Source organism: Streptomyces sp. NBC_01306, from assembly GCF_026340465.1.
In the GTDB taxonomy this organism is placed as follows: domain Bacteria; phylum Actinomycetota; class Actinomycetes; order Streptomycetales; family Streptomycetaceae; genus Streptomyces.
In genome coordinates, this window is sequence record NZ_JAPEPC010000001.1 from 4025387 (window position 1) to 4051656 (window position 26270).

Sequence of the window (26270 nt, forward strand, 5' to 3'; positions counted from 1 at the left end):
CCGTGACCGCGCTGTCCGGGCTCGGCGTCCGGGTGCTGCTCATCGGTGCGGGCGCCCACGACGCTCACCTCCTGCCGTGCCGTGCCGCGTCCGTGATCGTCGTACTCGACTGCTGCTTCTCCGGCCGCGCCGATCTCGGCAGCCGCAACCCGTCGACCGTCGCGCTGCCGCCCGCACACGGCATGTACGTACGCAGCTCCGCCGAACAACTCGCACTCGCCCCGCAGGACGCCGAGTACTCCGCGTTCACCGGTGAACTGATCCGGCTCCTCGATGAGGGCGACCCGCTCGGACCGCCTCATCTGACGCTCGACGCGGTGTACGAGTATCTGTTCCGCACCACGGGGCCATCGGGACCTCCGAGTGCGGGAAGACCTGGTCTCCGCGGCGTTCGGCCCGGACGGCGGAACTCTGGCCCTGACGATCAGATCGACGCCCGGTGCGTCCACCGGTACGGTCGACAGCCATATCGCGCTCTGGGACGTCGGCAAGCCGTCCTCCGCGCAGCTGCTGGGCACTTTCGCGTACGACGAGGACTTCGAGAGCTCCCCGCTCTCCTACAGCAGTGCCGCCCAAGGGCCCCCGCTGCTGGCCTCGATGGACGCCCCGGCGACCGTCTGGAACACTGATCCCGCGTTCATGATCAAGGTGATGTGCCTCAGCGCCGGCGACGTGATCACGCGCGACGAGTGGTCCCGCTACGTCCCGAACGCGCCGTACGCGCCCCCGTGTTCGTAGGGATGCGAGGCCCGGATCAGGCGGCGGGGGACACCTCAGGACGACCAGCGACCGGGTGCGTGAGCACACTGCCTGATGGTCCGGTTTCCCCCGCCGACTGGAAGATCAGCGCCTTGCGATACCGCGAAGACGCCTGGCGCTGCTCGCGAAGACGCCGGGCGCTACTTCCGGGTGGAGCAGGGGTCGCAGCAGGAGGGGGCGGGTTCGACGCAGACGCTGACGGTGTCGGCGTTGTTGGTGGTGTCGGGATCCTTTTCGTTGCCGGTGGCGGTGGCGGTGTTGTTGATCAGGCCGGCCTTGGTGGCCTTGGCCCGCAGCACGAGGGTGGCCGTGGCGCCGTCGGGCAGGTCGCCCACGGCCCACTTACCGGTGGCCGGGTCGTAGGTTCCGGGTGTGCCGTCGGCGGACAGGAAGGTGAGGCCGTCCGGGAGCTGGTCGGCGACGGTGACCCCGGTGGCCTGGTTCGGGCCGGCGTTGTGCACGGTGATGCGGTACGTCACAGTCTGACCGACGGTGACGGTGGTCGCGTCGGCTGCCTTCGCCACGGTCAGGTCGGCAGCCGGTTTGACCTGCGTGACCTGCTCGTTGGAGGTGGACGTCAAGGTCTCGGGCTTGTCGCCCAGCCGGTTCTCGTACGAGGCGGTCGCGGTGTTGCTGATCTGCTTGCCGCCGCTGGCCCGCTCGATGACTGCCCGGTACTCCACCGTCGTTCCTGCTGGCAGGGTCCCGGTGTTGGGCAGACTGCCTCCCTTGACGCCGGAGGCGCCGTTGCCGAGATGGAAGACGACCTTGTCCGCCGCAGCGTCGTAGGAGGCCTGGTCGTCACCTTGCGCGTCGCTCTTCGCTCCGGCATTCGGGCCTTCGACGATCCGCAGTGAGCCGGGAAGGTACGTCGTGCCCTGCGGGACGACGTCGGTCAGGACGAGGTTCTCGGCCCCGCCGCCGCCTTCGTTCGTGGCGGTGATGCGGTAGGTGACGACGTCGCCCACCTCCAGCGGCCCGACGGGAATGGCGGTCTTGGTGAGCACCACGTAGGGAGCGGTGCCGAAGAAGATGCCGTCGAGGAAGTTGCCGATGCTCTGGTTGCCACCGGCGGCGGAGACGGAACGGAAGGCGAAGCGGGTAAGCGTCTGGCCCGCCGGGACGGTGTAGGTGCCCGTGTAGTAACCCCAGGCCGTGTTGCCGTCGGTGAAGCGCCTCTGCTCCACCGTGGAGTTCGGCGCACCGATGTCCAGCGCCATGGTGTCGTCCCCCTGGCGGCCACGGTGGTACAGCCGCCAGTACAGCTTCGTGCCGGGCGTGGTCGGCAAATCCTGGTAGAGAGTGGAGACTTGATTCGCATTGAGCTCGGCGAACTGGGTGCCATCGGCCGCCGGTACACCGTTGAAGCCCGAATGCCACAGCTCGATCCTGTGGTCGGATGCGGTGGTGAGCCAGCCCGGGACCCGCTTGGACGCCTGTGTCTGCGAGGCGTCCGGCAGGATCTCCACACCGCTGACGGTGGGCTGTTCGAAGCTCCCGTTGGCCAGGGCGACCCGGAGCGGAGCAGCAGGAGACGTAGCCATTGTTCTTCCCCTCGATCGATGCTGCTGGAGTGCACCGCCGACCGGCCGCACCTCTACGGACCGTGACGGAGCCGAAAACCCCTGAAGCGCACCTCATTCATATGGCTACGTAAAGTGACACTTGGGTATGACCGGCCAATCCCGTCGGGTGGGTTTACGAAGCGGGCTCCCGCACAACTCCCGCCCCCTCGTAGCCCGTACCGACGTCGGCATCCCGCCCCCGCCACACCTGCCTCCCCGCTCTCTCCCTCCCATCGCGTCATGACTCAAAGCCCCCGTAACGCCTCTGGTACTCGCCACTGCGCAGGGTGAATCAGCCGCCGCCGAAGTTGACGTTCCCGGTTCGTTCCGCCGGGCGAACTCGCCGGTGGGCCTCGTCGGGAACCGGACGTCGATCGGCGTCCGTGCCGGGCGACTCGGGGTTCGATCAGCTGAGCCATCCCCACGATCACGGCGGAGAACATCGCTGCATGGATCGAGACCGGATCAGCACTCGTCAGCACTCGTTCAGCACTAGTACGGGCGAAGCATCGGACGGGAGTCCGCCACACGAGGCGGGACCCCGTTCAGAGGATCGGTGGGCGCCCCAGCCTGGTCATGCGCCACACCGTGCGCCACTTCATCGGGTTGCGTGAGCCGCACGGCGTCCGCACACCTTCGGCGAAGCCGCCCCACCATGCCGTGAGGCCGGCCAGAGAACGGACACGCGCCAGGGTGAGCAAGATCCACACGCCGAGATAGACCGGGATCAGGAGGGCCGGGAGCCTACGGCGGGCGAGCCACACCCGATTCCGGGCGGTGAAACGGTAGTAGACCGGATGTCGCGCCGGAGAGGTCGCCGGATGCTGGAGGACGAGCTCCGGTTCGTAGAGGATCTTCCACCCCGCGTCGAGTGCGCGCCAGGCCAGATCGGACTCCTCGTGCCCGAAGAAGAACTCCGCCGGCCACAGCCCGACCTCTTTGAGCATGGGCATCGAGAAGGCGTGTCCGCCACCGAGGAACGCGGTCACCGGGCCGCGCCGCATCGGATCGCCGGCGCGAAGCCGCGGAACCCAGCGCCGCTCCGTGCGGCCGTGTTCGTCGGCGACCCGGAACCCGGTGATCCCCAGCCGCGGGTCCGCCGCGAACAACCGCTGAACCGTGCGGAACACGTCGTCCTTGATGAGCAGGCCATCGTCATCCAGTTCGAGGACGACATCGACCTCGCCCGACTCACGCAGCATCTCCAGTCCGACATTGCGGCCGCCCGGGCAGCCCAGGTTCTCGGCGAGCGGGACCTTGGTCACGTTCGCCGCCACGTCCACATCGGTGAGGGGGGTGGCGTTGCCGATGAGCACCACTCTCGCCGCCCGCACATCCTGCTTCTCCACCGAGGCGAGCAGCGCCTCCAGCTCCTGCGGGCGAGTGCCCATCGTCACGATGACGACTCCGAGGCGCGGCAGTGGCATAGCGGCAAACTCCAGTGGTCGGCGAAGCCGCTGATGCTAGCCGGGAACCGGATCAGAGACCGAAGGCGGACGGGTCAGTGGCGAGGGACCGGAAGTACTCGCGCGGATTCTCCACGAGCTTCCGTGCCGTGAGGTCCATCAGCCCGGCCACGGCGGTCACTTCGGCCGCTACAGTTCCGTCCGCCTTGCGGATCACCTGCTCGATCCGGAACGTCTTCCGCTCGCCGAACACGAAGGCGCAGGTCGCCTCCACTTCATCCCCGGCGCGGAGTTCACGCCGGTAGCGGATGGTCGTCTCCAGTGTTACGGGGCCGACACCCTTGTCCAGCAGGTCACTCTGCTGGATGCCGCCGTGCCGCAGCAGCGACCATCGGGCGTGCTCCGCGTACTGGAGATAGACGCTCTGATTGAGGTGGCCCTGCGTATCGGTCTCGTATCCGCGCACGCTGATGCCCACCGCGAACGGCTCGGCTGCCATGACGTTTCCTCCGGGGGACAGTGGGATCAGGGGTTCGTGAGGTCCGTTACGAACGTGGCCCAGGCGGGGGCCCGGAACACGAGCGCCGGGCCGCCGGGGTTCTTGGAGTCGCGAACGGGGACGATGCCGGGGAAATGGTCGGCTACTTCAAGGCAGTTGCCGCCGTCTCCGCCGCTGTAGGTGGACTTACGCCAGGCCGCCGCACCGATGAAATCGCGGGCGATCTCTACGCAGTTGCCGCCACTGCCGTCGCTGTAGCTGGACTTCTGCCAGGTGGCCGTGGACAGGTCGTAATCAGAGGTCCTCTTCATGCTCGTAATCCTCCGCCACCGATTCGATGAGGGCCAGGGATTCTTGTGGTGACAATGCGCTGGCTGCTACCAAATCGTAGGCAAGCTCATGGCGTGCAACGGCCGCTGGATCGTCCAACAGTTGTCCCGCGCCTGAGCCTTCCAGATACGCCAAGGGCGGTGCGTCCTCGAACGCCATGAGCTTGACCGCCCCGCCCATGGCCGCGTGCCCGCCCGCCGAGAACGGCAGCACCTGCACGATGACCCGGTGCTTCCGCACCAGGGCCGCCACGTGCCGCAGCGCACGTGCCGCCACCGCCGCCCCACCTACCTTCCGACGCAGCACCGCTTCGTCAAGTACGACCCACAACAGGGGGGTTGTTGGATCCGTCAGCAGGTGTGCCCGTTCCAGTCGCGCTGCGACCAGGGCGTCGATCACGTCCTCCGTGGCCGTCGGCTGGTACGCCCAGAACACCGCCCGCGCGTACGCCTCCGTCTGGAGCAGCCCCGGAATCAGCTGCGGCGCGTACTCCTTGATCGTTGTCGCGTCGGCCTCCGCCTCGGCCGCCGCGGCGAAGTGGTCCGGGTACTTGGACTTGGCGGCAGCCATGCAGTTCCGTACGAAGAAGCCCCCCGTGCCCAGGATCTCGTCTATCTGCCGGGCGTACTCCAAGTGCATCCGCCGGGTGCCCGCCTCCAGCTGGCCGATGAACGAGCCGCTGACGAAGAGCGGGGCGCCCAGTTCCTCCTGGCTGAGGCCCGCCTGCTCGCGGGCGAAGCGGAGTTCGGCGCCCAGGAGGGCGCGTGGGGAGGAGGACGGGTCGAGATTCTTGGGGCCTGGCATGACAACTCCCGTTCCACGGGTTGGCTTGTTGGGCCTTGAGTACTGTTCAGGCTAGCCCGAGTTGGACACGCTGAGTGAGGAAAGCGGAACACTCAGTGTGAGAGGTAGTGGTCATGGCGCTGACACAGCAGGAGCGGGTACGGGCGGCCGAGCAGGCCGTGGAGGATCTGCGGGCGGGGTTCAAGGAGGTGGGCGTCAGCCTGCCGTCGTTGCGGGTGGACCCGGTGTCGTGCGCGAACGCCGAACCGTTGCCGCTGGTGGAGCTTGGCCGGTGCAACCTGGATACGGCGCTGCGGCTGGCCGCCGTACTCCAGCAGGCGCGGTCATGAGCGGGGCGGCCGAGTACGTCATCGACTCCCGTAGCGGGCGGGTCGGGCAGGTCATGGCGCGCGAGGGCGGCTCCGTACAACTGCGGCCGCTGGGCGGCGGGCGTGAGTGGGACTGTCCGCCGGATGCGGTGGATCCGGCGCTGCCGGGGGAGGTGTTGCGGGCCCGGGTCGCGGAGTTGAACCGGGCGGGGCGGTTGCCTTGATACGGAGAGAGCCCCGCAGCGGCGGTCCTGCTGCGGGGCTCGACATGCCGCTGCCGTTACCGCTGCGGCAGGCGGTCGATGATCCAGGAACCGAGTTCTTCGGTCATGAGGGAATGCGCCTCGTTCTGGGAGGCGAGCTTGAAGTCGTCCAGGCCGCTGTCGGACGGTTCCAGGTCGTTCACCGGGCTGTACAGCTCGTCGTGGGTGGCGACGCCCTTGATGTCCACGGCGCTGACCGCCGGCACGAAGCAGTGCTCGCGGATGAGAGCCTCCGAGGCCATACCGGCGTACGCGGGCAGGGCGTTGAGCGCGTCGGCGAGGATGCCGAAGCCCTCCAGGGTGCCGCCGGGGGCGCCGTCGATGTCGGGCAGGCCCGAGGTGCGTACTTGAGGCTTCTTCAGGGTCACGACCCGCAGCTGGGCGACAAGTTGGTCGTCACCCTGCGACTGGGCGTACAGCTCGGTACCCGTGATGGCCAGGCCCTTGCCCCGGAACGCCTTCGCGCCGGGCTGGATGCCGTTGCCCGCGCCGGTGCCCACGCCGTTGGCGACGCCGATCTTCCGGGGCCGCATGGGCCATCCGCCGACGCGCTCCAACGCGCGCAGGAACTCCTCCCTCAGCGGGCTCGGGGCGGGGGTGTCCTCCCACGTGTCGATGTGCTGGCTCAGGAGCTGCTGGGCGGCCGGGCTGTTCATCTGGTCCGAGAAGCGGCTGTCCAGCTTCCGGATGTAGTGCGCGAACGCCTGGAGCGCGATGGGGATCCAGGCGCCCCGGTGCGGGCTGTCGTAGGAGAAGTACAGCTCGGTCTGGTGGTCGATGCTGTCGCTCTCCATCTTGGCGAGGGCGTAGCGGGTGACCAGCCCGCCCATGCTGACCCCACCGACGACCAGCGGGGTGTTGCCACGTCGCTCCGCGATCGCTCGCATGATGGCATCGGCGGCGATCCTGGCGTTGTCCAGGATGGAGGCGCTGCGCTCGTCGAAACCGAGCAGTACGACGTCGGTGCCCCTGTTGCGCAGTTCGGTGAGGAACGCGTACGCGCCGTTGTCGAAGTGGTTCCAGAGCGGGTCGCGCTCGCTGGGGCCGGAGTTGAAGCCGTCCGCCAGGATGAACGGGCGGGTCAGTCCCTGGTTGCCGTTGCCGTAGTACACCCAGGCGGTGCCGCCGTGCAGCTCCCATGTCTCGTCCGGCTCGGGTGCGGCCTTGACGGCCTCGGCCACGGGCCGGGGGGCCAGCAGGATCGGCGCCGCGTTCGTCAGGGCTTCGGCGAGCTGCTGCTCGGTGGGTGCGTTCTGGTCGGCCATGGAGGCGTCTCCTCACGAGAGTTGATGACGTTCGGTGTCATCTTCGCTACGTGAGGTAGTCGCGAGGGTGCGGAAGCCGCATTCCGAACTGGCGTCGGGCAGCTTCCGGACAGGGGGTGGGTGGACGCATCTGTCCGGAATGCGTACGGCAGTGATCGTCGGAATCCGCGGTGGTGGCCCGCCCGTCCGGTCGGCGCACGGCGCAAACCGGACAACCCCGTGGTCGCGCCGCCCGGCGAAGTCTGTCGGGAAGGCGCCCGTGATCACGCGGGCGGGAGGGGTGGCTGGTGCCGAGGCTCCGTCAGGGATTCAGGGATTCCTTTGGGAGGTGGGCGAGTTGCCTACGGGGACATTGACACGCGCGGGGATGCTGGGAGCGGCCGTTCGAGTGAGGGTAGTGTGTTCATAGGTTGAAGATGCCTGTATGCCCTCGTGATGTGTCGTGATGCCTCGTGGTGGCGATCGCGAGGGCAGGTCGTCCGTCCGAGCTCCCGCATGTGACCTCTGAAAGTGGCACCGATGAATGTGTCGACCGGCGGACGGCTGCGAGGCCGGGCCACCGTAGCAGCCCTTGTCTGCGCGATCGCCCTGATACCCGGGCCGAGTTACGCGGCTCCGAACGACCCCGGGCCGCGGAACGACTCGTCGATCGAGCGAATCCGTACCGAACTGGACGGCCTCTACCGCCAGGCGGAGGTGGCCACCGAGGCGTACGACGCCGCCAACGACAAGGCGACCAAGCAGACGAAGCGACTGGCGTCGCTGCAAACGGAACTCGCCCGCGCCGAGGGCCGGGTGGACGACCTGCACGACCTGCTGGGTGCGGCGGCCCGGACGCAGTACCGCGGGGGCTTTCTCGCCTCCACGGGCGTTCAGTTGCTGCTCGGTGACCACGCCGACCAGGCGCTGAACGAGGCCTCCCAGACCCGCCAGGCCATGCAGGGCATCGCCAACGCCTCCGAGGCCCAGAAGTCCGCCCGCGCGGAGCTCGGCAGGCGCACCGATGCGGCCGCGAAGGAGCTGCGCGATCTGAAGCGCACCCGCGCGGACAAGGCCGGGGCGAAGAAGGAGATCGAGAAGAAGATCGCCGAGGCCGAGCGGATCGAGTCGGGGCTGGAGGAGAAGGACACCCGCAAGCTGGCCCAGTTGGAGAAGCAGCGGGCGGATGCGTCCAAGTCCAAGTGGCCGGGATCCGGTTCGGGTGGCGGCTCGGGCGACGGGACGAAGGTGAGCGGCGCAGCCGGGAAGGCCGTCGGCTTCGCCATGGCCCAGATCGGCAAGCCGTACGTGTGGGGCGCCGTGGGCCCCTCGTCGTACGACTGCTCGGGACTCACCTCCGCGGCGTGGGCGGCGGCCGGGCACCCCATCCCCCGTACCTCGCAGGCGCAGTGGCAGGGACTGACCCGGGTCAGCCTGGCTTCCGCGCGGCCCGGCGACCTCATCATCTACTACGACGCCACGCACGTGGGCATGTACATCGGAGGCGGACAGGTCGTCCACGCCCCACGGCCCGGACGCACGATCACGACTGCGCCGGCCGCCTCCATGCCCATCCTCGGCGTCGTCCGACCCGGAGTCTGAGCAGATGTCCCACTCGCTGATGCCCCGTGATGAGGGGAACCTGCCCGCGCTCAGCGCACCGCCGCTGATCCGTCTGGACGCGTACGTGGCCGAGGACGGGTCGACGGTGGTCAACGGCCATCTGCTGGAGATGGGCGGCGGCGTGCGACCGCCCAACGAGGCGATTCTCGATGCCGTCACCATGTTCGCCCGCACCCTGGGGGCCCCGGTGGCGGCGACCGTCATCGACCGCAGCGTGCAACAGGTGGCGCGGCTCCGGGTGTACCCCGACGGCTCCAGCCGGACCATCGCCGAGGAGGAGGACCTGCCGCCCGGACCCGAGCGGACCGCCGCGGAGGAGGAGGCGTTTCCTCCGCTCGCCCGCGTCGAGCGGATCATCCAGCACGCGCGGCGCGAGGAGCTGCATGCCGCGTTCGTCATGGCCAGCGCGCTGCGGGAGCATCTGACGCTGCGCAGGGGCGCGGAGGACGAACTGTCGATGGAGGCACGGGCGATCGAGGCGTACATCGCCTATCTGCGCGGCGACTACATGATCTCCACCGTCCTCGCGCTGACCGTGGCGCGTATCCGCTGCCGCACCGACCTGAGCCGGGCCGCGCCCGAGGTGGCCCGTGCCACCGCGGCATGGCAGCGGATGTCGGGCGAGGGGCAGGTGGGGACCCGGGGGCAGGAACTGCTGCACATGTGGGAGCGGTTGGCCGCGGAGGGCCATTTGCAGGAAGCGTCTCACCACGCCATGGCCCAGGCCGTCCGGAGCCGGCTCGAACGGGGCAGCCAGTACCCGCACGGGCCGGCCGCTCCCACCTCGGCACCGGCCCTGACCGCCGCTCAGGGACCTTCCCAGGGGCCGGCCCAGGGGCCTCCCCAGGGTCCGGCTCAGGGACCGGTCGCCCCCGAGGACAAGCCTCTCGCGCCCACCCGGAGGGGGTTGCGGCGTTTCACCAGGTGGCCGGGCCGGTCAGCCGGCTGAGGCGGTGTCCCCCGCCCCGGCGGCCCCGGCGGCACAACCATCCGTGCCGTTCGCGGGTCACATCAAGTGGGAGCAAACCGCTCTCGGGGACGCAAGGGGGAAATATGAGAATCGCGCGTAATATCGCGGCTGCCGGGGCGCTGACCGCACTGGCGGTGGGCGCCACGACCGCGCTCGGCACGACCGCCTCCGCCGCACCCAACGTCACACCCCAGGGCGCCTGCGGCAGCGCCTACAAGACCGTGAACTCGGCGCCGATCGGCTCGCGGGGCACCGTCTACCTCACGTACAACTCCTCGAACGGCAAGAACTGTGTCGTGACCATCCGCTCCACCCCGGGCAAGGCCACGTACATGTCCACCTACATCTCCATCCCCGACAACGACGCATGGGCCGGGGACTCGGGCAACTACACCTCCTACGCCGGACCTGCCTACGCCTACGGCAAGGGCTACTGCGTGAGCTGGGGCGGCACCATCGACAACGTGTCCGTGTCGGTCGAGCACTCCAACTGCGCCGCGCTGAAGGAGCACCGGGTCACCGCGATCCGCTGACCCGGCATCGTAGCGCTGAGCGGCCCGGCTCGGGAGCCGGGCCGCTCAGCACATGACCGGTATCGGGCCGGTCAGCTGCCTGCCGTGCGGGCGCCGGCCGTCAGGGCCGCTGACCGTCGGGCCCGACGGCCGTCAGGCCGTGCTCGGTGCGTTCTCCGGCTCCGGGGCCGTCGGTCCGGGGCCTGCCGGGGTGGCGGCCGGGGCCGTTGCCGGTGTGGTTGCCGCTTCCTCCGCCTCGGCGTTGAGCTCCGCCAGCATCGTCCTGCTGAAGCCGAAGAAGTACGTCGCCACGAAGCCCGCGACGTAGCCCGCCAGCAGGCCGCCCGCGTAGATCGCGATCGACGTCGTCAGTGTGTGGTCGCCCTTGAGCAGCGGGAACAGCGCCCAGCCCGAGGGGCCGATCGCCGTGGAACCGACCGTGGTGCCCAGCTGGTTGAAGAGGCCGACGAAGCCGCCGCCGAATGCGCCGCCGACACACGCCGTGATGAACGGGCGGCCCAGCGGGAGCGAGACGCCGTAGATCAGCGGCTCGCCCACGCCCAGGAAGCCCGCCGGAAGCGCCGACTTGATCGTCGTGCGGATCGACTTGTTCTTCGGGAGGCGCAGATAGACCGCGATGGCCGCACCGACCTGACCCGCGCCCGCCATGGCCAGGATGGGGAGCAGCACGGTGTAGCCCTGCTGCTGGATCAGCGTCGTGTGGATCGGGATCAGCGCCTGGTGCAGCCCCAGCATCACCAGCGGCAGGAACAGTCCGCCGAGGACGAAGCCCGCGCCCGCGCCGCCGTGCGCCAGCAGCCAGGTCGCGAAGGTGCCGATGGCGGTGGACACCTGACCGGCCAGATACATCAGGCCGAAGAGCGTGACCAGGCCCGAGGCCAGCACCGTGATGGTCGGGGTGAGGAGTACGTCCAGGGACTGCGGCATCCAGCGCCTGCACCACTTCTCGACGTACACCGCCAGTGCCGCCGCACCCAGTGCGCCGAGGACGCCGCCCTGGCCGGGGGAGAGCTTCTCGCCGAAGGCGGTCACGTTCGTCACGCCCGGGAAGACGATGATCGCCGCGACCGCGCCGCCCAGGATGGGCGTCCCGCCGAACTCCTTCGCCGTGTTGTAGCCGACGAAGACGGCGATGAGCGCCATGAAGCCGGACGCGATGGCGGCGAGCGCCGGGGTGACGCCGGGCAGCCAGCCCGCGTTGACCAGCAGGCCGTTGATGCCGGCGATGATGCCGCAGCCGATGAGGGCGGGGATCAGCGGTACGAAGATGTTCGCGATCTTCCGCAGGAAGAGCTTGAACGGGGTCGCGTTCTTCGCCTTCCGCGCCGCCTTGATGGCCGCGCCCTGAGCGGCCAGCTCATCGGCGGTGGCTGCTCCGCCGGCGGGGGCGCCGGTGGCCTCGGCGGAGAGGGCGGCGGCCGGGGCGGCGGGTGCTGCCTCCGGCGCCGCCGCCCGGCCCTCCGCCACCAGCGCCTCGAACTCCGGCGTGACCCGGGCGACCGCGCCGGGGCCCAGCACGATCTGGTACGTGTCGTCGTCGACCACGCCCATGACGGCGGGCAGCGCCTTCAGCGCCTCTTCCTGCACGAGCGAGCGGTCGGCCAGGCCGAGCCGCAGCCGGGTCATGCAGTGGACGGCGGAGGTGACGTTCCGCGCGCCGCCCACGAGGGGGAGGATCGCGGCGGCGGTGGCGCGGTTCTTGTCGCCGTTCTTGCCGCCGCGGTTTCTGTCTTCTGGCGTGCTGGGAGTGCGGGGAGTGTTCATGGTGCGTGGTGCCTCTGGGTTCAGGTGGCGCTCCGGTGGAGCGGGAGTTCCAGAGTCAACTGGTGCGGGCCGTTGACTGGAGAGCGGCGCGCAGATGTCCCCCGGTCTCTTCGAGAAGGTGCGCCGCGGTGGGGGCGTCCACGGCGCCCAGGACGATGAGGATGGCGGTCTTCACCTCGCCGTCGGCAGCGGCCAGCGCCTGCTCGATCTCGGCGTCGTCGGCGCCTGTCGCGAGCGCGACGATGCGGCGCGAGCGGGCCCTGAGCTTCTCGTTCGACGCCCGGACGTCGACCATGAGATTCCCGTACGTCTTGCCGAGCCGGATCATGGTGATGGTCGAGAGCATGTTGAGGACGAGCTTCTGGGCGGTGCCCGCCTTGAGCCGGGTCGATCCGGTGAGCAGCTCGGGTCCGACGACGACCTCGATGCCGTGCTCGGCGGCGTCCCCCAGCGCGCTCTGCGCGTTGCAGGAGATCCCGACGGTGAGGGCGCCGCGCGCACGGGCGTGCTCGACCGCGCCGATCGCGTACGGGGTGCGGCCCGACGCCGAGATGCCGACCACGGTGTCGTCGGCGGTGAGGTGCAGCGCGTCCAGGTCGGCCGCCGCGAGCTCCTTGGAGTCCTCTGCGCCCTCGACCGCCTTGACCATCGCGGACGGGCCGCCCGCGATCAGGCCCAGCACTTCGGAGGGGTCGGTGTTGAAGGTCGGCGGGCACTCGCTGGCGTCCAGCACGCCCATCCGGCCGGCGGTCCCGGCGCCCGCGTAGACGAGCCGGCCACCGCGTGCCATCCGCTCGGCGGTGGCGTCGATGGCGGCGGCGATCTGCGGGAGCTGCGCGGCGACGGCGGCCGGCACGGTGGTGTCCTCACCGTTCATCAGCCGGGCGATCTCCTCGGTGGGCAGCTGGTCGATCTCGGCGAGCTCGGGCCGGAACGCCTCGGTGGTGAGGGTGTCCAGCTGGGCGCGCAGCGCTCCGTAGTTGTTGGAGGCGGTGGAGGTCATGGTGTGCGGCTCTTTCCGGTTCAGCGCTTCTGCGGTCATGCGGTGCGGTGATGCGGGGTGGCTCTGCGGTGATTCTCGGGAGGGTGCTCAGCGGCTGCTGTTGGTGCGCGGGGTGTGGCGGTGGGCGAGTGCTTCGTACGAGGCGGAGAGCGCGGGGGCCGCCCGGTCGTACGTCCGCTGCATGACCCCGATGAACAGGCAGTCCACGACCAGCAGCTGGCTGGTACGGGAGGACATCGCGGCGGGCCGCAGTTCGCTCTCGCGGGCGGTGGACGTGGTGAGGATGTGGTCGGCGTACTGCGAGACGCGGCCGTCCGGGCGGCCGGTGATCGCGATCGTCGTCGCCCCGTGCTCGAAGGCGGTGTGCAGCGGCTCTATGACGTCACCGGTCGCGCCGGAGTGGGTGATCGCGATGGCCACGTCGCCGGAGCGGAGTTGCACCGCGTTGGTGACGGCGAGGTGCGGGTCGCTGTGCGCGTGCGCTATCAGGCCGATGCGCAGCAGCTTCTGGGCGAGGTCCTGGCCGACGAGCGAGGAGGCGCCGACGCCGTAGATGTCGATGCGGCGGGCGGTCGAGAGCGCGGAGACCGCGGCGCCGAGCTGGACGGTGTCCAGGGCGGCCGCGGTGTCGGCGAGGGTCTGCTGCTCGTCGTAGGCGAGCTTGGCGACCACGTCCGCGATCGGGTCGTCGACAGCGATGTCGGCGGTGACGGCGGGTGCCCGGCCGGACTGCTGCTGGGCGGCGAGTCCGGCGAGTGCCAGGCGGAGGTCCCGGTAACCGGGGTAGCCGAGTATGCGGGCCGTACGGACCACGGTGGCCTCGCTGGTGCCGGTGAGTTCGGCGAGACCGGTGACCGTGAGGGCCGCGCAGCCTGCCGGATCGCCCGCGACGGCCTCGGCGACCAGCTGCATCGAGCGCGTCATGGAGGGCGCCAGGGTGCGGACCTTGGCGGCCAGGGCGGCGGGGGCAGGAGGGGCGGAAGGGGTGGAAGCGCCGGTGAAAATTTCCTTCACGTTGTTGGTCACATGTGAAAGATATTTTCGGACGCAAGGGGCGTCAACCCCGCGTGGACCTCCCTCCGCACCTCCCTCCGAACCTCCGTCCCGTCCGGGCTCTCCGGGCGGTCTTCACCCGCAACCGGCCGGCCGGTTCTCTCGCCGACCGGGGACAATGGAGGCATGGATCCCGTGACTCCCCTCGAACAGTCCCTGCACGAAGCGCGGGCGCTGGTGCTCGCCGACCTCGCGTCCCGCGATGTGGCCGAGGCCGATGTGGTCTCGCTGGTGGAGGACGCGGTGACGCATCGCCGCTGGTGGGTGGAGCAGTGGCCGCAGGGCGCCGAGTTCGTCGCCGGTCTGGTGGCCCAGGACGTCCAGGACGCGCTCCTCGAACGGTACGGCCGCTGGCCGCTCTGCCCCGTCTGCCAGGACCCGCACGCACTGGAGGTCGAGCCGGAACTGGGCCCCGACCCGCACTGGGTCTGCGCCAAGGAGGCCGTGATCGTGGCCCCGGTGGGCGCGCTCTCGTGACGCTGTACATCGACCCGCCGACCTGGCCGGGCCACGGCAGAATGTGGTCGCACCTGGTCAGCGACATCTCGTTCGAGGAACTGCACACGTTCGCCGCGGCGATCGGCTGCCCGGCCCGTGCCTTCGAACGGGACCACTACGACCTGCCGTCACACCGGTACGCGGACGCGGTGGCGGCGGGAGCGGTCGAGATCGGCTCGAAGGAACTGGTACGCAGACTCACGGCGGCCGGACTGCGCCGTCCGAAGGGGCGCCCGGCGTAGGAGGGGCGGAGCGCTGTGCTGGTCGGAGCCGGGGCGCCGGGCCGCTCAGAGAGGGAAGGCGCCCGTGTCCAGGACTCCGCCGAAGGGGTCCGGAAGCTTCACCTGGTCGCCGAACGGGATGCGCTCGCTGTGCTTGTACGCACCGGTCAGGGGCGCGCTGAAAAGCGTGGTTGTCGGGCCGTGCTCATCGAACCGGTCGATCAGGAGATAGGCGGGCACGGGTGCGTGCGCGTAGGCCCAGAGCTTCTTGGTCCGGTCGTCCTTGGCATTGCTCCTGGACGTGATCTCGACAACCAGCAGCGCTTCGGCGGCGTCCACGGGGTCGCTGGTGTCGGGATCAGCGGCAGCGATCAGCGCAGCCGGCATGACGACCAGGTCGGGTACGTACAGCTTGTCCAGCCGGGCGATGTGGATGCCCAGCGTCTGGTAGATCTCCAGCTCTTCGGACAGGGTCCGATACAGCGACCGCTGCACCTTGGCTGCGATGCCGTGGTGATGTGCGTGTGGCGGCGGTACGACGAGGATCCGCCCTCCGTCGATCTCGGCGCGCCACCCCTCGGGCACGCCCAGCTCCCGCCAGGCCCGCAGCAGGTCGTCCCAGGGACGACGGTGCGGCATCCGGTCGTTCTCGGCCATCGCGGCGGTCATCGCGACTCCCTTCTTCGGTGGCCCGGCCGGGGCGAGCGTAGATCGACAGCGGTGTCACCTCGCACCGTTTCGCTCAGCGTTCCAACGGACGAGTGAACACCGCAGTAACCCTGACCCCTGCTCCGGACGGAAGACCCTGGGTCAGACGTTCTCCGCAGCCACTGCTCCCGCCTCCGCCGCCGGGGCGAGGTCCGAGGAGCGGGCCACCACCCGCGACTGGGACCTGTGCAGCCGCAGTGAGGCCGTCACCGCGATGATCGCCACCACTGTCATGGCTGCGCCCGCCCACGCCGTCGCCGCGAAACCGAAGCCTCCGCTGATCACCGCGCCGCCCAGCCAGGGGCCGCCCGCGTTGCCCAGGTTGAAGGAGGCCGTGGTGGTGGCGCCCGCCAGGGTGGGGGCCGCGCCCGCCACGTTGAACATCCGGGCGTTGAGCGCCGGGGCCGTGTAGAAGGCCGAAGTCCCCAGCAGGAACGAGAGGACCACCGCCGCGGCCGGGTTGTGGGCCAGCAGGGCCAGGGCCACCAGGAAGACCGTCGAAGCCGCGATGCCGGTCAGCAGGACACCGAAGAGATGGGCGTCCGCGACCCGGCCGCCCACCGTCGTACCGACCAGCGCGCCCACGCCGAAGAGCGCCAGCACCGTCGGAACCCAGCTGTCGGCCAGCCCCGCCACATCGGTGAGCAGCGGTGCCAGATAGCTGAACGCGCAGAAGACACCGCCCGCGGCGAGCGCCGTGATGACGATGGAGAGCCAGACCTGACGGTCGCGGTAGATGCTCAGTTCGGTACGGAGCCGGGGCCGTTCGGCGGGCAGCGGGATCCGGGGGATCAGCGTGGCCACCCCGACGAGGGCGATGGCGGAGGCCGCGCCGACCGCCCAGAACGCCGAGCGCCAGCCCAGGTGCTCGCCGAGGAACGCGCCCGCGGGGACCCCGAGGACGTTGGCGATGGACAGGCCGCCGATCATCACCGCCATGGCGCGGGCACGGGCGTTCACCGGAACCATCGCGATGGCCACCGCGGCGCCGACGGCCCAGAAGCCCGCGCAGGCGAAGGCGCTGATCACGCGCGAGGTGAAGAGCAGTGCGTAGTTCGGGGCGAGCGCGCCCGCGACCTGGCCCAGGCCGAAAACGGTGATGAGGGAGATCAGGGTGGTGCGGCGGGGCAGTCGCAGGGTGGCGACGGCGAGCAGCGGAGCACCGACCACCATGCCGATCGCGAAGGCCGAGATCAGCAGGCCTGCCTGCGGGATGGACACGTTCATGTCGTCGGCTATGTCGGGCAGCAGCCCGGACAGCATGAACTCACTGGTACCCAGCGCGAAAACCGCGAGCCCCAGGATGTGGACGGCGAGCGGCATACGGGCACGTTCGGTGGTAGCGGGCATACCAGGTGCCAACGATGGTGCAGTAGATGACATTCCCGCGTCCGGGCCCGTGCCGGGGACCGTGCGGAGGCCAGCGCGGGAGCCCAGGGCCGGGGGGCCGAAACTCTGGTTCGAAACCCTGGTGAGCGGTGGTGCGAGGGAGGGGAGTGAGAGGACGGGTGCGGGTGGGGCTGTGGTGGCGGGGGATGGGCTCCGGTGTGGCCGGATGATGTGGCTGTGTGGTGCAGGTCTGGTGTGCCCAGGTGGTGCGGGTGGGTGGTGAATGGTCACGCTGTGCATGTCACGGGGGAGTTGGGGGAGGAGGACAGGCATGACGGTGAGCACAGATGCCCAGGAGGCGGACGACGGGCCGGTGAACGGCGCGTACGTCATGGACATCAGGCATGGGCAGGTCGGCGAGGTCATCGGGCGCGACGCCGGGTTCGTACGATTGCGGCCGCCGGCGGGCGGCGTCGAGTGGGTGTGCCCCGAGGACGCACTCCGGGCGGTCACTGCACGTGAGCAGTTGATCGCCCGCAACGCGCTGGCCAACGCGCGCAGCCGGGGCGACGTCTGCCGGTGACCGGTCGCCCCGGGTGGCCGGATGCGTATGGGCACGTACGGTCAAGCAGGCCAAGTAGGGCCATATGCAGGGCCGTGTGGGACCACGTACGGCTCCGTGCGGCCGGTGGGTGTCCGGCTGTCGCCGACCGCGGCCGGATTGGTGTGTACGGCGGTCGTGGCGGTTGCCCGGCAGGGGGCCGGGGGGCCTGTCGCGTACGGCTGGTATACCGGGGCTGTGTGCCGGGGCGGTCTGCCGCGTAAGCGGGCGTCCCCTTGGAGCGCCCCTCAGAGCGTCAGCAGTTCCAGTTCCGTCGCCAGGTTCTGGCGTGCCCTCGGCTCCCACTGCGCCTGTCCGTGATCCGTGTGGAACAGCCTCGGCAGGCCGAGCAGTTCACGCAGGACCGCCGAGCGGCCCTCGCGGAAGGCCTGGTCCGGCACGAACGCGTACTCCTCCCGAACAGCGGCCGCGTACTGCCCGTACGCGGCGGGGGGCGCGGCAAGGATCGCCAGGTCGGCGTCGCACAGCACCTCCCCGTTGGTGTCGCCGGGCTGCGGATCGTGGCCGACGGTCAGCCGGACCAGACGGGCCACCTCCGCCGTGCGGGCCTCCGGCACCCCCGCCTCGGTGAGCGCCCGCTCGGCCAGCTGGGCGCTGCGCTCCTCGTTCTCCGAGCGGTCCGGCCGGTACACCGCGTCGTGGAACCAGGCGGCGAGCCGCACGGCCGCCGGGTCGGCCGCGTGGTCGGCGAGGGTGTCGATGTGATCCAGCACGGCGGTGAGATGGGCGGTCGTGTGGTACCGGCGGTGGGGCTCGGCCCAGCGTGCGAGCAGGTTCTCGGCGTACGGCCCCGGGTCGGGCGCGGTGGCGCCTTCGCGGGCGGCGGTGAGGGCCTGGTGCCAGCGGGTGGCGAGAGCGTGGGGCGCGTCCTGGGGCATGGGGGCCATTGTGCCGGTGCCGGTCCCCGCCCCACGTAGCGCCTTGGGCCGCCTTCTCGTACGCCTCCTTGTGCGCTCTGTGGAGCCGGATACGGGTGCGGAGGCGCGGGGCCGGGCCGTAGGGTGTCAACTGGACTAGACCTGTAGCCCGCGAAGCCCGTGGCCCTTGAAGAAGCCCGTGGCCCTCGAAGATGGGGAATTGATGAGCAACCGTGCAGTTCTGGAGGTGATCGCGCTCTCCGCGGAGGACGCGGTCGCCGCCCAGGCCGGTGGTGCCGACCGCCTTGAACTGGTCGCCGACATGGCCGCCGACGGGCTGACACCGTCCCGTGAGACGTTCGCGGCGATCCGCGCAGCCGTCGACATCCCGCTGCGCGTGATGCTGCGCCTCACCGACGGGTTCGCCGCCGGCGACATCGGAGCGCTCGTGGCGGCGGCTCGGGATCTGCGGGCCGAGGGCGCCGACCAGTTCGTGCTCGGTTTCCTGGACGCCGACGGCAACCCCGACCTGGTGGCGGTCGAGCGGATCGTCGCCGAGATCGAGGGCTGCCCGTGGACGTTCCACAGGGCGATCGACCGCGCGGCCGACCGCGACGCGCTCCGCAAGGAGCTTGCCGACCTGCCGGGGCTCGACACCTTCCTCACGGCGGGCTCGGCCATCGGGGTCTCCGACGGTATGCCGACCCTGCTCGCCGAGGCGGCGCGCAGCGGCCGGCCGGGGTACGAGGCGCGGATTCTGGTGGGTGGCGGGCTGAGGCTCGAACACCTTCCGCGGTTGTTGGAGGCGGGGATCGACGCCGTACACATCGGCGGCGCGGCCCGGCCCGGCGGCTGGGAGCTGCCGGTCGACGCGGACGCGGTGCGGGTGTGGCGGGCGGCGCTGGACGGCTGAGCCCGTTCGGGGTCCGGGGGGAGGGCGCCCGAGGGGGCTGGGGAAAAGCCCCCTCGGCGGGTCTCAGCCCAGCTGCTCCGGCAGCGGCAGTGTGTGCGTCACGATCAGGCCCGACACCGCCCTGGTGAGCGCAACGTACAGGCGGCGCAGGCCAGTTCGCAGGTCGGGCTCGCCCGCCACCACCGCCGCCGGTTCGTCCAGGACCACGTAGTCGTACTCCAGGCCCTTGGCGAGCGAGGCCGGCACCAGGGTCAGCCGGGAGTCGGCGCTGGTCTCCTGCCCCGGCTCCAGATGTGCGAGGCCCGCAGCCGTCAGCGCCGCCGACAGGGCGGGGATGCGGGCGTCGGCCGCGATCAGGCCCGTCGAGCCCTCGTGGCGCAGCGAGTCCCGGCCGGCGGTGACGGCAGCCGCGTCCAGATCCTCCGTCGTCCGCACCTCCAGCGAGCCCGGGTTCTCCCGTACGGACGAGACGGGCGCCAGCCCCGGCGACATGTGCGGCAGCAGCCGGGACGCGTACGCGATGACCTCGCGCGGTACGCGGAAACCGGCCGTCAGCTCCTCCACATGTGCGTCGCCCTTGCCCAGATGGTGCAGCGCTTCGTCCCAGCCCGACGTCGCCCAGGGTGTGGTGCCCTGCGCCAGGTCACCGAGGATCGTCGCCGAACCGGTCGTGCAGCGGCGGCCGACCGCGCGGTACTGCATCGGGGAGAGGTCCTGCGCCTCGTCGAGGACGACATGGCCGAGCGAGTGCGTACGGGCGACCAGATCGCCCGCCTCGTCGATCAGTACCGCGTCCGCCAGGGACCACTTGGCGGACTTCACCGACCGGGCCGGCTTCGCCCAGAGGATCGTCCGCTGCTCGTCGTCGGTCAGGACGCCCTCCGCGTGCGCGGCGAGGAACTCCGCGTCGCAGAGCAGCCGCAGCACCAGCTTGTCCGGATCGACCTGTGGCCAGGCCGCCTTGACCACGGCCTTCACCGCGGGGTTGCGGGCCACCGCGTCCTGCACCCGGTCGTCGGGCGCCTCGCCCGCCTGCTCCATCCGGACCAGGACGGCGTGCGCGATGCGCTGCGGGAGCGCGTCGCGGGCGGCGCCGTAGCGGATGTCGCGGGCCAGCAACTCGCTGACGATCTCCTCCAGTTCGTACGCCGGGATCCGCCAGCGGCGCGAGCCCCGTACGACCATCGCGGGCTCGGCCGGCAGCGTCACATGCGAGCGCAGGGCCCGCCGCAGCACCTCCGCCATCCGGGCGTCGCCCTTGATGACGGCGGCATCGGCGGTGTCGGTGCCCCTGATCTCGACGCCCGCGACCAGATCGTCGACGGTAGCCTGCTTGACCTCCAACTCGCCCAGGGCGGGGAGGACTTGCTCGATGTAGTGCAGGAAGGACCGGTTCGGCCCGATGACCAGGGTGCCGGTGCGGGCCAGCCGCTCGCGGTGCGCGTACAGGAGGTACGCGACCCGGTGCAGCCCGACGGCGGTCTTCCCGGTGCCGGGGCCGCCCTGGACACATACGGTGCCGCCGAGGTCGGACCGTACGATCTCGTCCTGCTCGGGCTGGATGGTCGCCACGATGTCCCGCATCGGTCCGACACGGGGCCGCTCGATCTCGGCCTGGAGCAGCTTGCTGGTGGTGTGCTGGTCGGACGCGGCCGGGGCGGTCAGGTGCTCGTCCTCGTACGCGGTCAGCTCACCGCCGGTGTAGCCGAAGCGGCGGCGCAGCCCGATGTCCATCGGGTTCTTGGTGGACGCCCGGTAGAACGGCTGTGAGACGGGGGCGCGCCAGTCGATGACCATCGGGTCGCCGTCGGCGTCGTGCACATGGCGGCGCCCGATGTAGAAGCGCTCGCCCTCCCCGCCCTCGGCGAGGTCGGCGCCGGGGGCGTGCTGGTAGTCGAGCCGGCCGAAGAAGAGCGGGGTGTGCGACAGGTCGGCGAGCGCCTTGATGCGGTCCTCGATCTGCGCTTCCAGGACGGCGGCGTTGACCCAGTTCGCGGTGACGTCGCGGATGTCGAGCCCCTCGACGTCCTCACGCATCGCGCGCAGGGCCGCGCGGGAGCCGGTGAGGTGGGCGCGCTCGCGGGCCAGCGGGTCGGCATGGGCGCTGCCGGCCTGGGTTTCGGCGGGCGTGCTCTCGGCCGGCGTGCTGTCGAGTGCGTCGTCGGGAATGTCCTGTGTGACGTGCGTGGGCACGGTGTGGCCTCCGGGCGGGTACGGCTGATCGCGGCGTGACGGCCTCCGGTACCGGCCGGACGGCGACGCTCCCTGGGGGAGGCGGGGAAGCGACGATTGTAGTCATCCGGCGGGGCGGGGTCGAACGGTTTTTACGGGCCCTGGTCCGGACGCCGAGCGGAGCCTGGACCGGCACGCCGCGCTACAGCCATCCCCGCCGCCCCGCCTGGACCCCCGCCTGAAATCTGCTCGCCGCCCCCAGCCGCCCCAACAGCACCGACATCCGCCGTCGCAGGCTCCGCTCGCTGATCTGGAGCTGACGCGCGATCGCCTCGTCCTTCAAACCCGCCGACAGCAGCGCCAGCAACGCGTCATCCGGCGCCGGCGCAGCCACCACGTCGCCACCGCCGATCCGTGTGCCGTCTCCCGCGCTCAGCGGAGCGCCCCGCTCCCACAGCTGCTCGAACAGGGCCACCAGCGCGTCCGTCAATGCCGAGTGCCGCACCAGCACCGCGCTGTCCATCATCCGGTCGGCATGCGTGGACAGCGGCAGCAACGCATGGCGCCGATCCGCGATCACCAGCTTCACCGGCACATCCGGCAGCACTCGTATCCGCTCGCCCAGCTCCGCCAGCCGCCGCGCCTGCCGCCAGCCGCCGTCCGCGGCCAGTACCTCCGTGGCGTGCACCGCCCGGCACTCCACGCCCCGCTCCAGCAGCCGCTGCATCGGGGCCAGGCTGTTGTCCGCCGGATCCAGGAACGGCGGGCCGACCAGCGTCAGCAGCTCCTTCTCCGTGCCGGCCAGCAGATCCTGCACCCGGGCGTACTGCGCCGTGCCCCGCACGACTTCGGTCAACCGCGCGGGATCGTCCCGTAGTTGAGCCTCGCGGTACTCGGCGGACAGCTCGTCCACCGACTTCCGCATACGGTCCAGTTCTGTGCGGCGGCGGCGGAGCAGCGCGCCGAGCGCCACCTGGGGATCAGCCGGCAGCCACGCTTCGCTGCCCGCCCCCGCCCTCGCGGCCTGGTCGCCGTCACCCGCGCCGTCGGCCGAGACCAGCCCGAACCCGGCCAGGGCCCGCAGCGCGGCCCGCACCTCGGACTCGGCGAGGCCCGTTTCCGTCACGCACTCCCGGGCCGTGCCCCTGCCGAGCCGCACCAGCGCCCGGTACACGCGCTCCTCGGCTTCGCCCAACCCCACCGCTTCCCACACCTTCGTAGATTATCCGGCCACCGCCGGGTCCGACAGAATCCGGCGGCGGCCTGTGGACAACCCGTCGGCCACAGCGTTCAGCCGTGCCTCAGTCGCTGGTCAGGGCCAACGAGGAGGCCTGGGGCAGCCCGGCGGCGTCCAGCGTTCCGGTGGCCTTCCCGGCCCGCAGGTCGATCGGGGTGATGCCGGCCTGGTTCTCCTGTGCCTGGAACAGCTGCTTGCCGTTCGGCGCCAGCGCCAGCGTGCCGAAGGAGTCCGGCACAGCGATCCGGCGGGTCTTCAGGGTGCGGGTGTCCACCACCGAGACGCTGCTCTCCGCGGTGTTGGCCACGTACAGGCTCTTGCCGTCCCTCGACAGCTGCGCCTTGAACGGCTCCCCGCCGACCTGAGCCTGACGGGGCTTCGCCGCCGGGTTGTCCGCCCGGTACACCGAGACCGTGCCGCCGTAGTAGTCGGTGGCGTACAGCGTCTTGCCGTCGTGGCTGAGCAGCACTTCCCGAGGGGCCTGGCCGCCGGTGTAGGAGGCGGTGACCTTGTAGTCCGACAGGTCCATGCGGTCGATCCGGTCCCTGGAGTAGATGCCCAGGTACGCGGTCCTGCCGTCGGGGCTGATCACCACGCCCTGCGCCGGCGCGCCCAGGTCGACGGTTCTGACGACCGTGCCGGTCGTGAGGTCCACCACCGAGAGCGACTGCATGATCATGCTGGTCACGTACGCCGTCCTCCCGTCGGGGGAGAGCGCGATGGCGTCGGCGTCCACGCCCAGCGGGATCTCTTTCACCAGCTTGTGCCCGACCAGGTCCGCGACCGACAGGGTGCCGCTGTGGTGGTTCGCCAGGTAGGCGGTGTGCTGGTCCTTCGACAGCGCGATCCCCCAGGTCTCGGCCTCCTGACCGATGCCGAAGCGCGCCACCTCCTTGCCGGTCGCGGGGTCGACGCCGACCAGCTCGGTGTTGTCGTCCTTGCTGACACTGCTCGGCGTGGTCCACAGCACCTCGTGCCCGCCGTGCCGGTGCGCGTGATGCCCGGGGTGGCCGTGGTGCGGCCCGGCTGCGGCCTGGGCGCTCATGGGCGCCGCGCAGACCAGCGCCGCCGCGAGCGTGGCGGCTAAGGCCAGAGTGCTTCGACGTGTACCTGTCATGGGGTTCCTCCGTCGGTGGGGTGGAAATCCGGGGTGGAGAAGTACGGGGTGAAGTCCGGGGTGGAAATCCGGGGTGGAAGTCTGCCCCGCACGCTAGACAGCGCGCTGACGCCCTGTCGACGGTTCGGCGCCACCGGGCCTGGCCGTAACCGGTCTTCGGCCGTACCCGGCCATGGCCTCAGCCGTGTGCCTGCTGGGCGTGCTTGGGCAGCAGGCCCACCAGCAGCAGCGTCAGGAAGCTCAGGCCCGCGGCGATGCCGAAGACCAGCTCGGCGGCGGCGAAGCAGGAGTGGACGGACAGGTCTCCGGCCCGGGCGAAGAACACCGTACCGAGGGCGGCGACGCCGATGGCGCCGGCGAACTGCTGGACGGCGTTGAGCAGGCCCGCGCCGGTACCGACTTCCTCGGGGGTGGCGTCGCCGATGATGAAATCGACCAGCGGGACGAACACCAGCCCGGAGCCGAAGCCGGTGAACAGCAGCGCGGGTGCCAGGTTCCAGACGGTGATGCCGGTGCCCCAGTGGGCGACGGACCACCACAGGGCCAGCAGGCCGACGACGGAGATGGCCAGCCCCAGATGCAGGGTGGTGCGTCCCAGCTTCTCGGCGAGCACGGCGCCCGCGAGCAGGACGGCGACGGCGGTGCCGAGGGCCCAGGGGATCAGCGTGAGGCCGGTGTGCAGCGGCGTCCAGTGCAGACCCTGCTGGAGCAGCAGGTTGATGACGAGGACGAACGCGCTCAGCGATGCGTAGAACCCGGCCACGATGACCAGGCCGACGACGAAGCTGCGCTTGCGGAACAGCGACGGTGTGATGACCGGGTGCGCGCTGTGCCGCTGGGAGACGACGAACAGTCCGAGCAGGACGACCGCGGCGGCCATCATGACGTAGGTCCAGGCGGGCCAGCCGAGGTCGCGTCCCTGGATGAGCGGGACGATGAGCAGCGCCGAGGCCGCGGTGAGCAGGCCGACGCCGGTGAGGTCGAGGCGGGCGGCCGGATCCTCGCCGCCGCGGCGGGGCAGGACCCGCCAGGCGAGCGCGGCGGCGGCGACGCCGAACGGGACGTTGATCAGGAAGATGGAGCGCCACTGGCTGCCGAACAGGTCCAGGTGGAGCAGCCAGCCGGCCAGGATGGGCCCGGCCACCATGGTCAGGCCCATCAGCGGGCCGACCGGGGTCAGCGCCTTGCGCAGGTGCTGGGGCGGGAACACCACCTTCACCAGGGCCAGCCCCTGCGGGATCATGACCGACCCGCACAGGCCCTGCACCGTGCGGGCGACGATCAGGAAGACCGCGTGCGGGGCGAGGCCGCAGGCCAGTGAGGCCAGGGTGAAGCCGGTCATGCCGAGCAGGAACAGCCGCCGGCGCCCGAGCAGATCCCCGAGCCGCCCTGAGGTGACCAGGCCGAGCGCGAAGGCCGCGGTGTAGGCGCTCAGCACCCACTGGACCGTCACCTGGCCGCTGCCGAGATCGGCGCGGATGGAGGGGCCGGCGAGGTTGGCGATGCTGGAGTCGATCAGATCCATGATGTCGGCCAGAACCACGACGACCAGGACGAGCCATGCGGTGCGCATGGGCAGTGCGGTGGTGGCGGGCGCTTCGGATGTGCGTTGGGTAATGGACACGAACACTGTTCTACATCAGAACACTGTTCTTGCCAACACGAACACTGTTCTGCGTGATGTAGAACACCGTTCTTCGACTCGCTAGACTTCCCCGTATGTCACCGACTCCGCAGCAACGGCGCGCAGCGCGGCACCAGCTCGGCACCGGCTCAGGCGCACCCGCGGCCCGGCGTGGACCGTCCGCCGGGCGCAAGAAGCCGATCACGGTCGACGCCATCATCAGCACCGCGTTCGGCATCGTGGAGAGAGAGGGCTACGGCGCCCTGACGATGCGGCGCGTGGCCACGGTGCTGGAGACCGGGCCGTCGTCGCTCTACGCCCATGTGGTCAACAAAGAAGACCTGGACGAACTGCTCATCGGCCGCCTGTGCGCCGAGGTCGACCTGCCCGAGCCGGACCCCGCTGTCTGGCGGCAGCAGCTCATCGGCGTCTGCACCCAGCTGCGCGACCAGTATCTGCGGTACCCGGGAATCTCCCAGGCGGCCTTCGCCGCCGCTCCGTCCAATCTGGACACGCTGCGCTTCAGCGAGGGAATGCTCGCCATCCTGCTCGCCGGGGGCATTGAGCCGCAGGCTGCCACCTGGGCGATCGACTCGCTGTCGCTCTACGTCAACGCGTACAGCCTCGAAGTCTCCCTGGCCAGCAAACGGATCAGCAGCAGTGACGACAACTGGGTCGTCAGCCGTGACGAACTGTTGCGCCGATTCGCCGCACTGCCCGACACCTTCCCCCAGACCAAGCGCTACGCGGCCGAACTCACGGCCGGAACCATCCACGACCGCTTCGACTTCACGATCGGCCTGATGATTGACGGGCTCCCGGGCGTACGGCGGGATCCGCATTGATCA

28 protein-coding genes are annotated in these 26270 nt (G+C 70.6%); 11 read left to right on the forward strand and 17 right to left on the reverse strand.

All coding sequences use genetic code 11. The features are described from left to right. Positions 1-64 precede the first annotated feature (64 nt). Positions 65-250, reverse strand: coding sequence for a hypothetical protein (locus OG385_RS17710; RefSeq protein ID WP_266855608.1), 186 nt, complete (start codon positions 248-250; stop codon positions 65-67). 113 nt (positions 251-363) lie between these two features. On the opposite strand from OG385_RS17710, the gene OG385_RS17715 reads away from it, so the two are divergent. Continuing rightward, positions 364-738, forward strand: coding sequence for a hypothetical protein (locus OG385_RS17715; protein WP_266855609.1), 375 nt, complete (start codon positions 364-366; stop codon positions 736-738). A 161-nt stretch (positions 739-899) separates the two neighbouring features. Here the strand turns inward: OG385_RS17715 and OG385_RS17720 are convergent, their stop codons facing one another. The 5 genes from OG385_RS17720 to OG385_RS17740 all read right to left on the reverse strand — a co-directional run bounded on the left by OG385_RS17720 (position 900) and on the right by OG385_RS17740 (position 5363). After that, on the reverse strand, positions 900-2303 hold the full coding sequence (locus tag OG385_RS17720; RefSeq protein ID WP_266855610.1) for an isopeptide-forming domain-containing fimbrial protein: 1404 nt from the start codon (positions 2301-2303) through the stop codon (positions 900-902). 566 nt (positions 2304-2869) lie between these two features. After that, positions 2870-3751: a glycosyltransferase family 2 protein gene (locus OG385_RS17725; protein WP_266855611.1), complete on the reverse strand. Its 882-nt coding sequence runs from the start codon at positions 3749-3751 to the stop codon at positions 2870-2872. Positions 3752-3803: 52 nt separating this feature from the next. Further along, the gene (locus tag OG385_RS17730; protein WP_266855612.1) at positions 3804-4229 is read right to left on the reverse strand and encodes a thioesterase family protein; all 426 of its coding nucleotides are present in this window, start codon (positions 4227-4229) and stop codon (positions 3804-3806) included. 26 nt (positions 4230-4255) lie between these two features. Further along, positions 4256-4540: a DUF397 domain-containing protein gene (locus OG385_RS17735; RefSeq protein WP_266855613.1), complete on the reverse strand. Its 285-nt coding sequence runs from the start codon at positions 4538-4540 to the stop codon at positions 4256-4258. After that, entirely contained in the window at positions 4524-5363 is an 840-nt protein-coding gene (locus tag OG385_RS17740; protein ID WP_266855614.1) for a helix-turn-helix transcriptional regulator, read from the reverse strand. Before OG385_RS17740 ends, OG385_RS17735 begins: the two co-directional genes overlap by 17 nt. A 113-nt stretch (positions 5364-5476) precedes the next feature. Here OG385_RS17740 and OG385_RS17745 point away from each other — a divergent pair, with 113 nt between their 5' ends. Together OG385_RS17745 and OG385_RS17750 are read left to right on the forward strand one after the other, a co-directional pair. Then, positions 5477-5692, forward strand: a complete 216-nt coding sequence (locus tag OG385_RS17745) for a hypothetical protein (RefSeq protein ID WP_266855615.1) — start codon at positions 5477-5479, stop codon at positions 5690-5692. After that, on the forward strand, positions 5689-5895 hold the full coding sequence (locus OG385_RS17750) for a hypothetical protein (RefSeq protein WP_266855616.1): 207 nt from the start codon (positions 5689-5691) through the stop codon (positions 5893-5895). Before OG385_RS17745 ends, OG385_RS17750 begins: the two co-directional genes overlap by 4 nt. Positions 5896-5951: 56 nt before the next feature. Here OG385_RS17750 and OG385_RS17755 read toward each other — a convergent pair whose 3' ends face one another. Further along, positions 5952-7199 (reverse strand): triacylglycerol lipase, encoded by a 1248-nt coding sequence (locus OG385_RS17755; RefSeq protein ID WP_266855617.1) that lies wholly within the window; start codon positions 7197-7199, stop codon positions 5952-5954. A gap of 519 nt (positions 7200-7718) precedes the next feature. Between OG385_RS17755 and OG385_RS17760 the strand changes: the two genes are divergently transcribed. From OG385_RS17760 to OG385_RS17770, 3 genes are all read left to right on the forward strand, one after another. Next, positions 7719-8780 (forward strand): C40 family peptidase, encoded by a 1062-nt coding sequence (locus OG385_RS17760; protein WP_266855618.1) that lies wholly within the window; start codon positions 7719-7721, stop codon positions 8778-8780. Positions 8781-8784: 4 nt separating this feature from the next. Then, a complete protein-coding gene (locus tag OG385_RS17765) occupies positions 8785-9750 on the forward strand; it encodes a hypothetical protein (protein ID WP_266855619.1) in 966 nt (321 codons plus the stop codon). 104 nt (positions 9751-9854) lie between these two features. Next, the gene (locus tag OG385_RS17770; RefSeq protein WP_266855620.1) at positions 9855-10304 is read left to right on the forward strand and encodes a spore-associated protein; all 450 of its coding nucleotides are present in this window, start codon (positions 9855-9857) and stop codon (positions 10302-10304) included. A 132-nt stretch (positions 10305-10436) separates the two neighbouring features. On the opposite strand, the gene OG385_RS17775 is transcribed toward OG385_RS17770, so the two are convergent. From OG385_RS17775 to OG385_RS17785, 3 genes are all read right to left on the reverse strand, one after another. Beyond that, a complete protein-coding gene (locus tag OG385_RS17775) occupies positions 10437-12068 on the reverse strand; it encodes a PTS transporter subunit EIIC (RefSeq protein ID WP_266855621.1) in 1632 nt (543 codons plus the stop codon). 55 nt (positions 12069-12123) lie between these two features. After that, positions 12124-13071, reverse strand: a complete 948-nt coding sequence (gene murQ / locus OG385_RS17780; protein WP_266855622.1) for an N-acetylmuramic acid 6-phosphate etherase — start codon at positions 13069-13071, stop codon at positions 12124-12126. An 87-nt stretch (positions 13072-13158) separates the two neighbouring features. Beyond that, entirely contained in the window at positions 13159-14097 is a 939-nt protein-coding gene (locus OG385_RS17785; protein WP_266855623.1) for a MurR/RpiR family transcriptional regulator, read from the reverse strand. A gap of 153 nt (positions 14098-14250) precedes the next feature. Here OG385_RS17785 and OG385_RS17790 point away from each other — a divergent pair, with 153 nt between their 5' ends. Both OG385_RS17790 and OG385_RS17795 read left to right on the forward strand, forming a co-directional pair. Beyond that, a complete protein-coding gene (locus tag OG385_RS17790; RefSeq protein WP_164262680.1) occupies positions 14251-14601 on the forward strand; it encodes a hypothetical protein in 351 nt (116 codons plus the stop codon). After that, positions 14598-14864, forward strand: coding sequence for a DUF4031 domain-containing protein (locus OG385_RS17795; protein WP_266855624.1), 267 nt, complete (start codon positions 14598-14600; stop codon positions 14862-14864). Before OG385_RS17790 ends, OG385_RS17795 begins: the two co-directional genes overlap by 4 nt. A gap of 45 nt (positions 14865-14909) precedes the next feature. On the opposite strand, the gene OG385_RS17800 is transcribed toward OG385_RS17795, so the two are convergent. Both OG385_RS17800 and OG385_RS17805 read right to left on the reverse strand, forming a co-directional pair. Continuing rightward, positions 14910-15512 (reverse strand): Uma2 family endonuclease, encoded by a 603-nt coding sequence (locus OG385_RS17800; protein WP_266855625.1) that lies wholly within the window; start codon positions 15510-15512, stop codon positions 14910-14912. A gap of 141 nt (positions 15513-15653) precedes the next feature. Next, complete coding sequence (locus OG385_RS17805) at positions 15654-16874, reverse strand: Cmx/CmrA family chloramphenicol efflux MFS transporter (protein WP_266860951.1); 1221 nt, start codon at positions 16872-16874, stop codon at positions 15654-15656. Between the two features lie 337 nt (positions 16875-17211). On the opposite strand from OG385_RS17805, the gene OG385_RS17810 reads away from it, so the two are divergent. Continuing rightward, positions 17212-17463 (forward strand): hypothetical protein, encoded by a 252-nt coding sequence (locus OG385_RS17810; RefSeq protein WP_266855626.1) that lies wholly within the window; start codon positions 17212-17214, stop codon positions 17461-17463. A 266-nt stretch (positions 17464-17729) separates the two neighbouring features. Here OG385_RS17810 and OG385_RS17815 read toward each other — a convergent pair whose 3' ends face one another. Then, on the reverse strand, positions 17730-18380 hold the full coding sequence (locus OG385_RS17815) for a hypothetical protein (protein ID WP_323183790.1): 651 nt from the start codon (positions 18378-18380) through the stop codon (positions 17730-17732). 202 nt (positions 18381-18582) lie between these two features. Between OG385_RS17815 and OG385_RS17820 the strand changes: the two genes are divergently transcribed. Next, positions 18583-19272, forward strand: a complete 690-nt coding sequence (locus OG385_RS17820; protein WP_266855628.1) for a copper homeostasis protein CutC — start codon at positions 18583-18585, stop codon at positions 19270-19272. Between the two features lie 63 nt (positions 19273-19335). On the opposite strand, the gene OG385_RS17825 is transcribed toward OG385_RS17820, so the two are convergent. From OG385_RS17825 to OG385_RS17840, 4 genes are all read right to left on the reverse strand, one after another. Continuing rightward, positions 19336-21360 (reverse strand): UvrD-helicase domain-containing protein, encoded by a 2025-nt coding sequence (locus OG385_RS17825; protein WP_266860953.1) that lies wholly within the window; start codon positions 21358-21360, stop codon positions 19336-19338. Positions 21361-21646: 286 nt separating this feature from the next. Further along, the gene (locus tag OG385_RS17830) at positions 21647-22645 is read right to left on the reverse strand and encodes a helix-turn-helix domain-containing protein (RefSeq protein WP_266855629.1); all 999 of its coding nucleotides are present in this window, start codon (positions 22643-22645) and stop codon (positions 21647-21649) included. A 100-nt stretch (positions 22646-22745) separates the two neighbouring features. Then, positions 22746-23726, reverse strand: a complete 981-nt coding sequence (locus tag OG385_RS17835) for a beta-propeller fold lactonase family protein (RefSeq protein WP_266855630.1) — start codon at positions 23724-23726, stop codon at positions 22746-22748. A 250-nt stretch (positions 23727-23976) separates the two neighbouring features. Then, positions 23977-25422: a DHA2 family efflux MFS transporter permease subunit gene (locus OG385_RS17840; RefSeq protein ID WP_266855631.1), complete on the reverse strand. Its 1446-nt coding sequence runs from the start codon at positions 25420-25422 to the stop codon at positions 23977-23979. A 95-nt stretch (positions 25423-25517) separates the two neighbouring features. On the opposite strand from OG385_RS17840, the gene OG385_RS17845 reads away from it, so the two are divergent. Beyond that, positions 25518-26267, forward strand: a complete 750-nt coding sequence (locus OG385_RS17845) for a TetR/AcrR family transcriptional regulator (RefSeq protein WP_266855632.1) — start codon at positions 25518-25520, stop codon at positions 26265-26267. Positions 26268-26270: the final 3 nt, after the last annotated feature.

What these genes read in the sequence shown, in the direction of transcription:
- OG385_RS17755 (WP_266855617.1), bottom strand. Translation starts at nt 7,199, where the DNA reads ATGGCCGACCAGAACGCACCCACCGAGCAGCAGCTCGCCGAAGCCCTG.
- OG385_RS17845 (WP_266855632.1), top strand. Translation starts at nt 25,518, where the DNA reads ATGTCACCGACTCCGCAGCAACGGCGCGCAGCGCGGCACCAGCTCGGC.
- murQ (WP_266855622.1), bottom strand. Translation starts at nt 13,071, where the DNA reads ATGACCTCCACCGCCTCCAACAACTACGGAGCGCTGCGCGCCCAGCTG.
- OG385_RS17750 (WP_266855616.1), top strand. Translation starts at nt 5,689, where the DNA reads ATGAGCGGGGCGGCCGAGTACGTCATCGACTCCCGTAGCGGGCGGGTC.
- OG385_RS17790 (WP_164262680.1), top strand. Translation starts at nt 14,251, where the DNA reads ATGGATCCCGTGACTCCCCTCGAACAGTCCCTGCACGAAGCGCGGGCG.
- OG385_RS17770 (WP_266855620.1), top strand. Translation starts at nt 9,855, where the DNA reads ATGAGAATCGCGCGTAATATCGCGGCTGCCGGGGCGCTGACCGCACTG.
- OG385_RS17745 (WP_266855615.1), top strand. Translation starts at nt 5,477, where the DNA reads ATGGCGCTGACACAGCAGGAGCGGGTACGGGCGGCCGAGCAGGCCGTG.
- OG385_RS17725 (WP_266855611.1), bottom strand. Translation starts at nt 3,751, where the DNA reads ATGCCACTGCCGCGCCTCGGAGTCGTCATCGTGACGATGGGCACTCGC.
- OG385_RS17820 (WP_266855628.1), top strand. Translation starts at nt 18,583, where the DNA reads ATGAGCAACCGTGCAGTTCTGGAGGTGATCGCGCTCTCCGCGGAGGAC.
- OG385_RS17720 (WP_266855610.1), bottom strand. Translation starts at nt 2,303, where the DNA reads ATGGCTACGTCTCCTGCTGCTCCGCTCCGGGTCGCCCTGGCCAACGGG.
- OG385_RS17815 (WP_323183790.1), bottom strand. Translation starts at nt 18,380, where the DNA reads ATGCCCCAGGACGCGCCCCACGCTCTCGCCACCCGCTGGCACCAGGCC.
- OG385_RS17800 (WP_266855625.1), bottom strand. Translation starts at nt 15,512, where the DNA reads ATGACCGCCGCGATGGCCGAGAACGACCGGATGCCGCACCGTCGTCCC.
- OG385_RS17735 (WP_266855613.1), bottom strand. Translation starts at nt 4,540, where the DNA reads ATGAAGAGGACCTCTGATTACGACCTGTCCACGGCCACCTGGCAGAAG.
- OG385_RS17775 (WP_266855621.1), bottom strand. Translation starts at nt 12,068, where the DNA reads ATGAACACTCCCCGCACTCCCAGCACGCCAGAAGACAGAAACCGCGGC.
- OG385_RS17805 (WP_266860951.1), bottom strand. Translation starts at nt 16,874, where the DNA reads ATGCCGCTCGCCGTCCACATCCTGGGGCTCGCGGTTTTCGCGCTGGGT.
- OG385_RS17730 (WP_266855612.1), bottom strand. Translation starts at nt 4,229, where the DNA reads ATGGCAGCCGAGCCGTTCGCGGTGGGCATCAGCGTGCGCGGATACGAG.
- OG385_RS17810 (WP_266855626.1), top strand. Translation starts at nt 17,212, where the DNA reads ATGACGGTGAGCACAGATGCCCAGGAGGCGGACGACGGGCCGGTGAAC.
- OG385_RS17760 (WP_266855618.1), top strand. Translation starts at nt 7,719, where the DNA reads ATGAATGTGTCGACCGGCGGACGGCTGCGAGGCCGGGCCACCGTAGCA.
- OG385_RS17765 (WP_266855619.1), top strand. Translation starts at nt 8,785, where the DNA reads ATGTCCCACTCGCTGATGCCCCGTGATGAGGGGAACCTGCCCGCGCTC.
- OG385_RS17835 (WP_266855630.1), bottom strand. Translation starts at nt 23,726, where the DNA reads ATGAGCGCCCAGGCCGCAGCCGGGCCGCACCACGGCCACCCCGGGCAT.
- OG385_RS17740 (WP_266855614.1), bottom strand. Translation starts at nt 5,363, where the DNA reads ATGCCAGGCCCCAAGAATCTCGACCCGTCCTCCTCCCCACGCGCCCTC.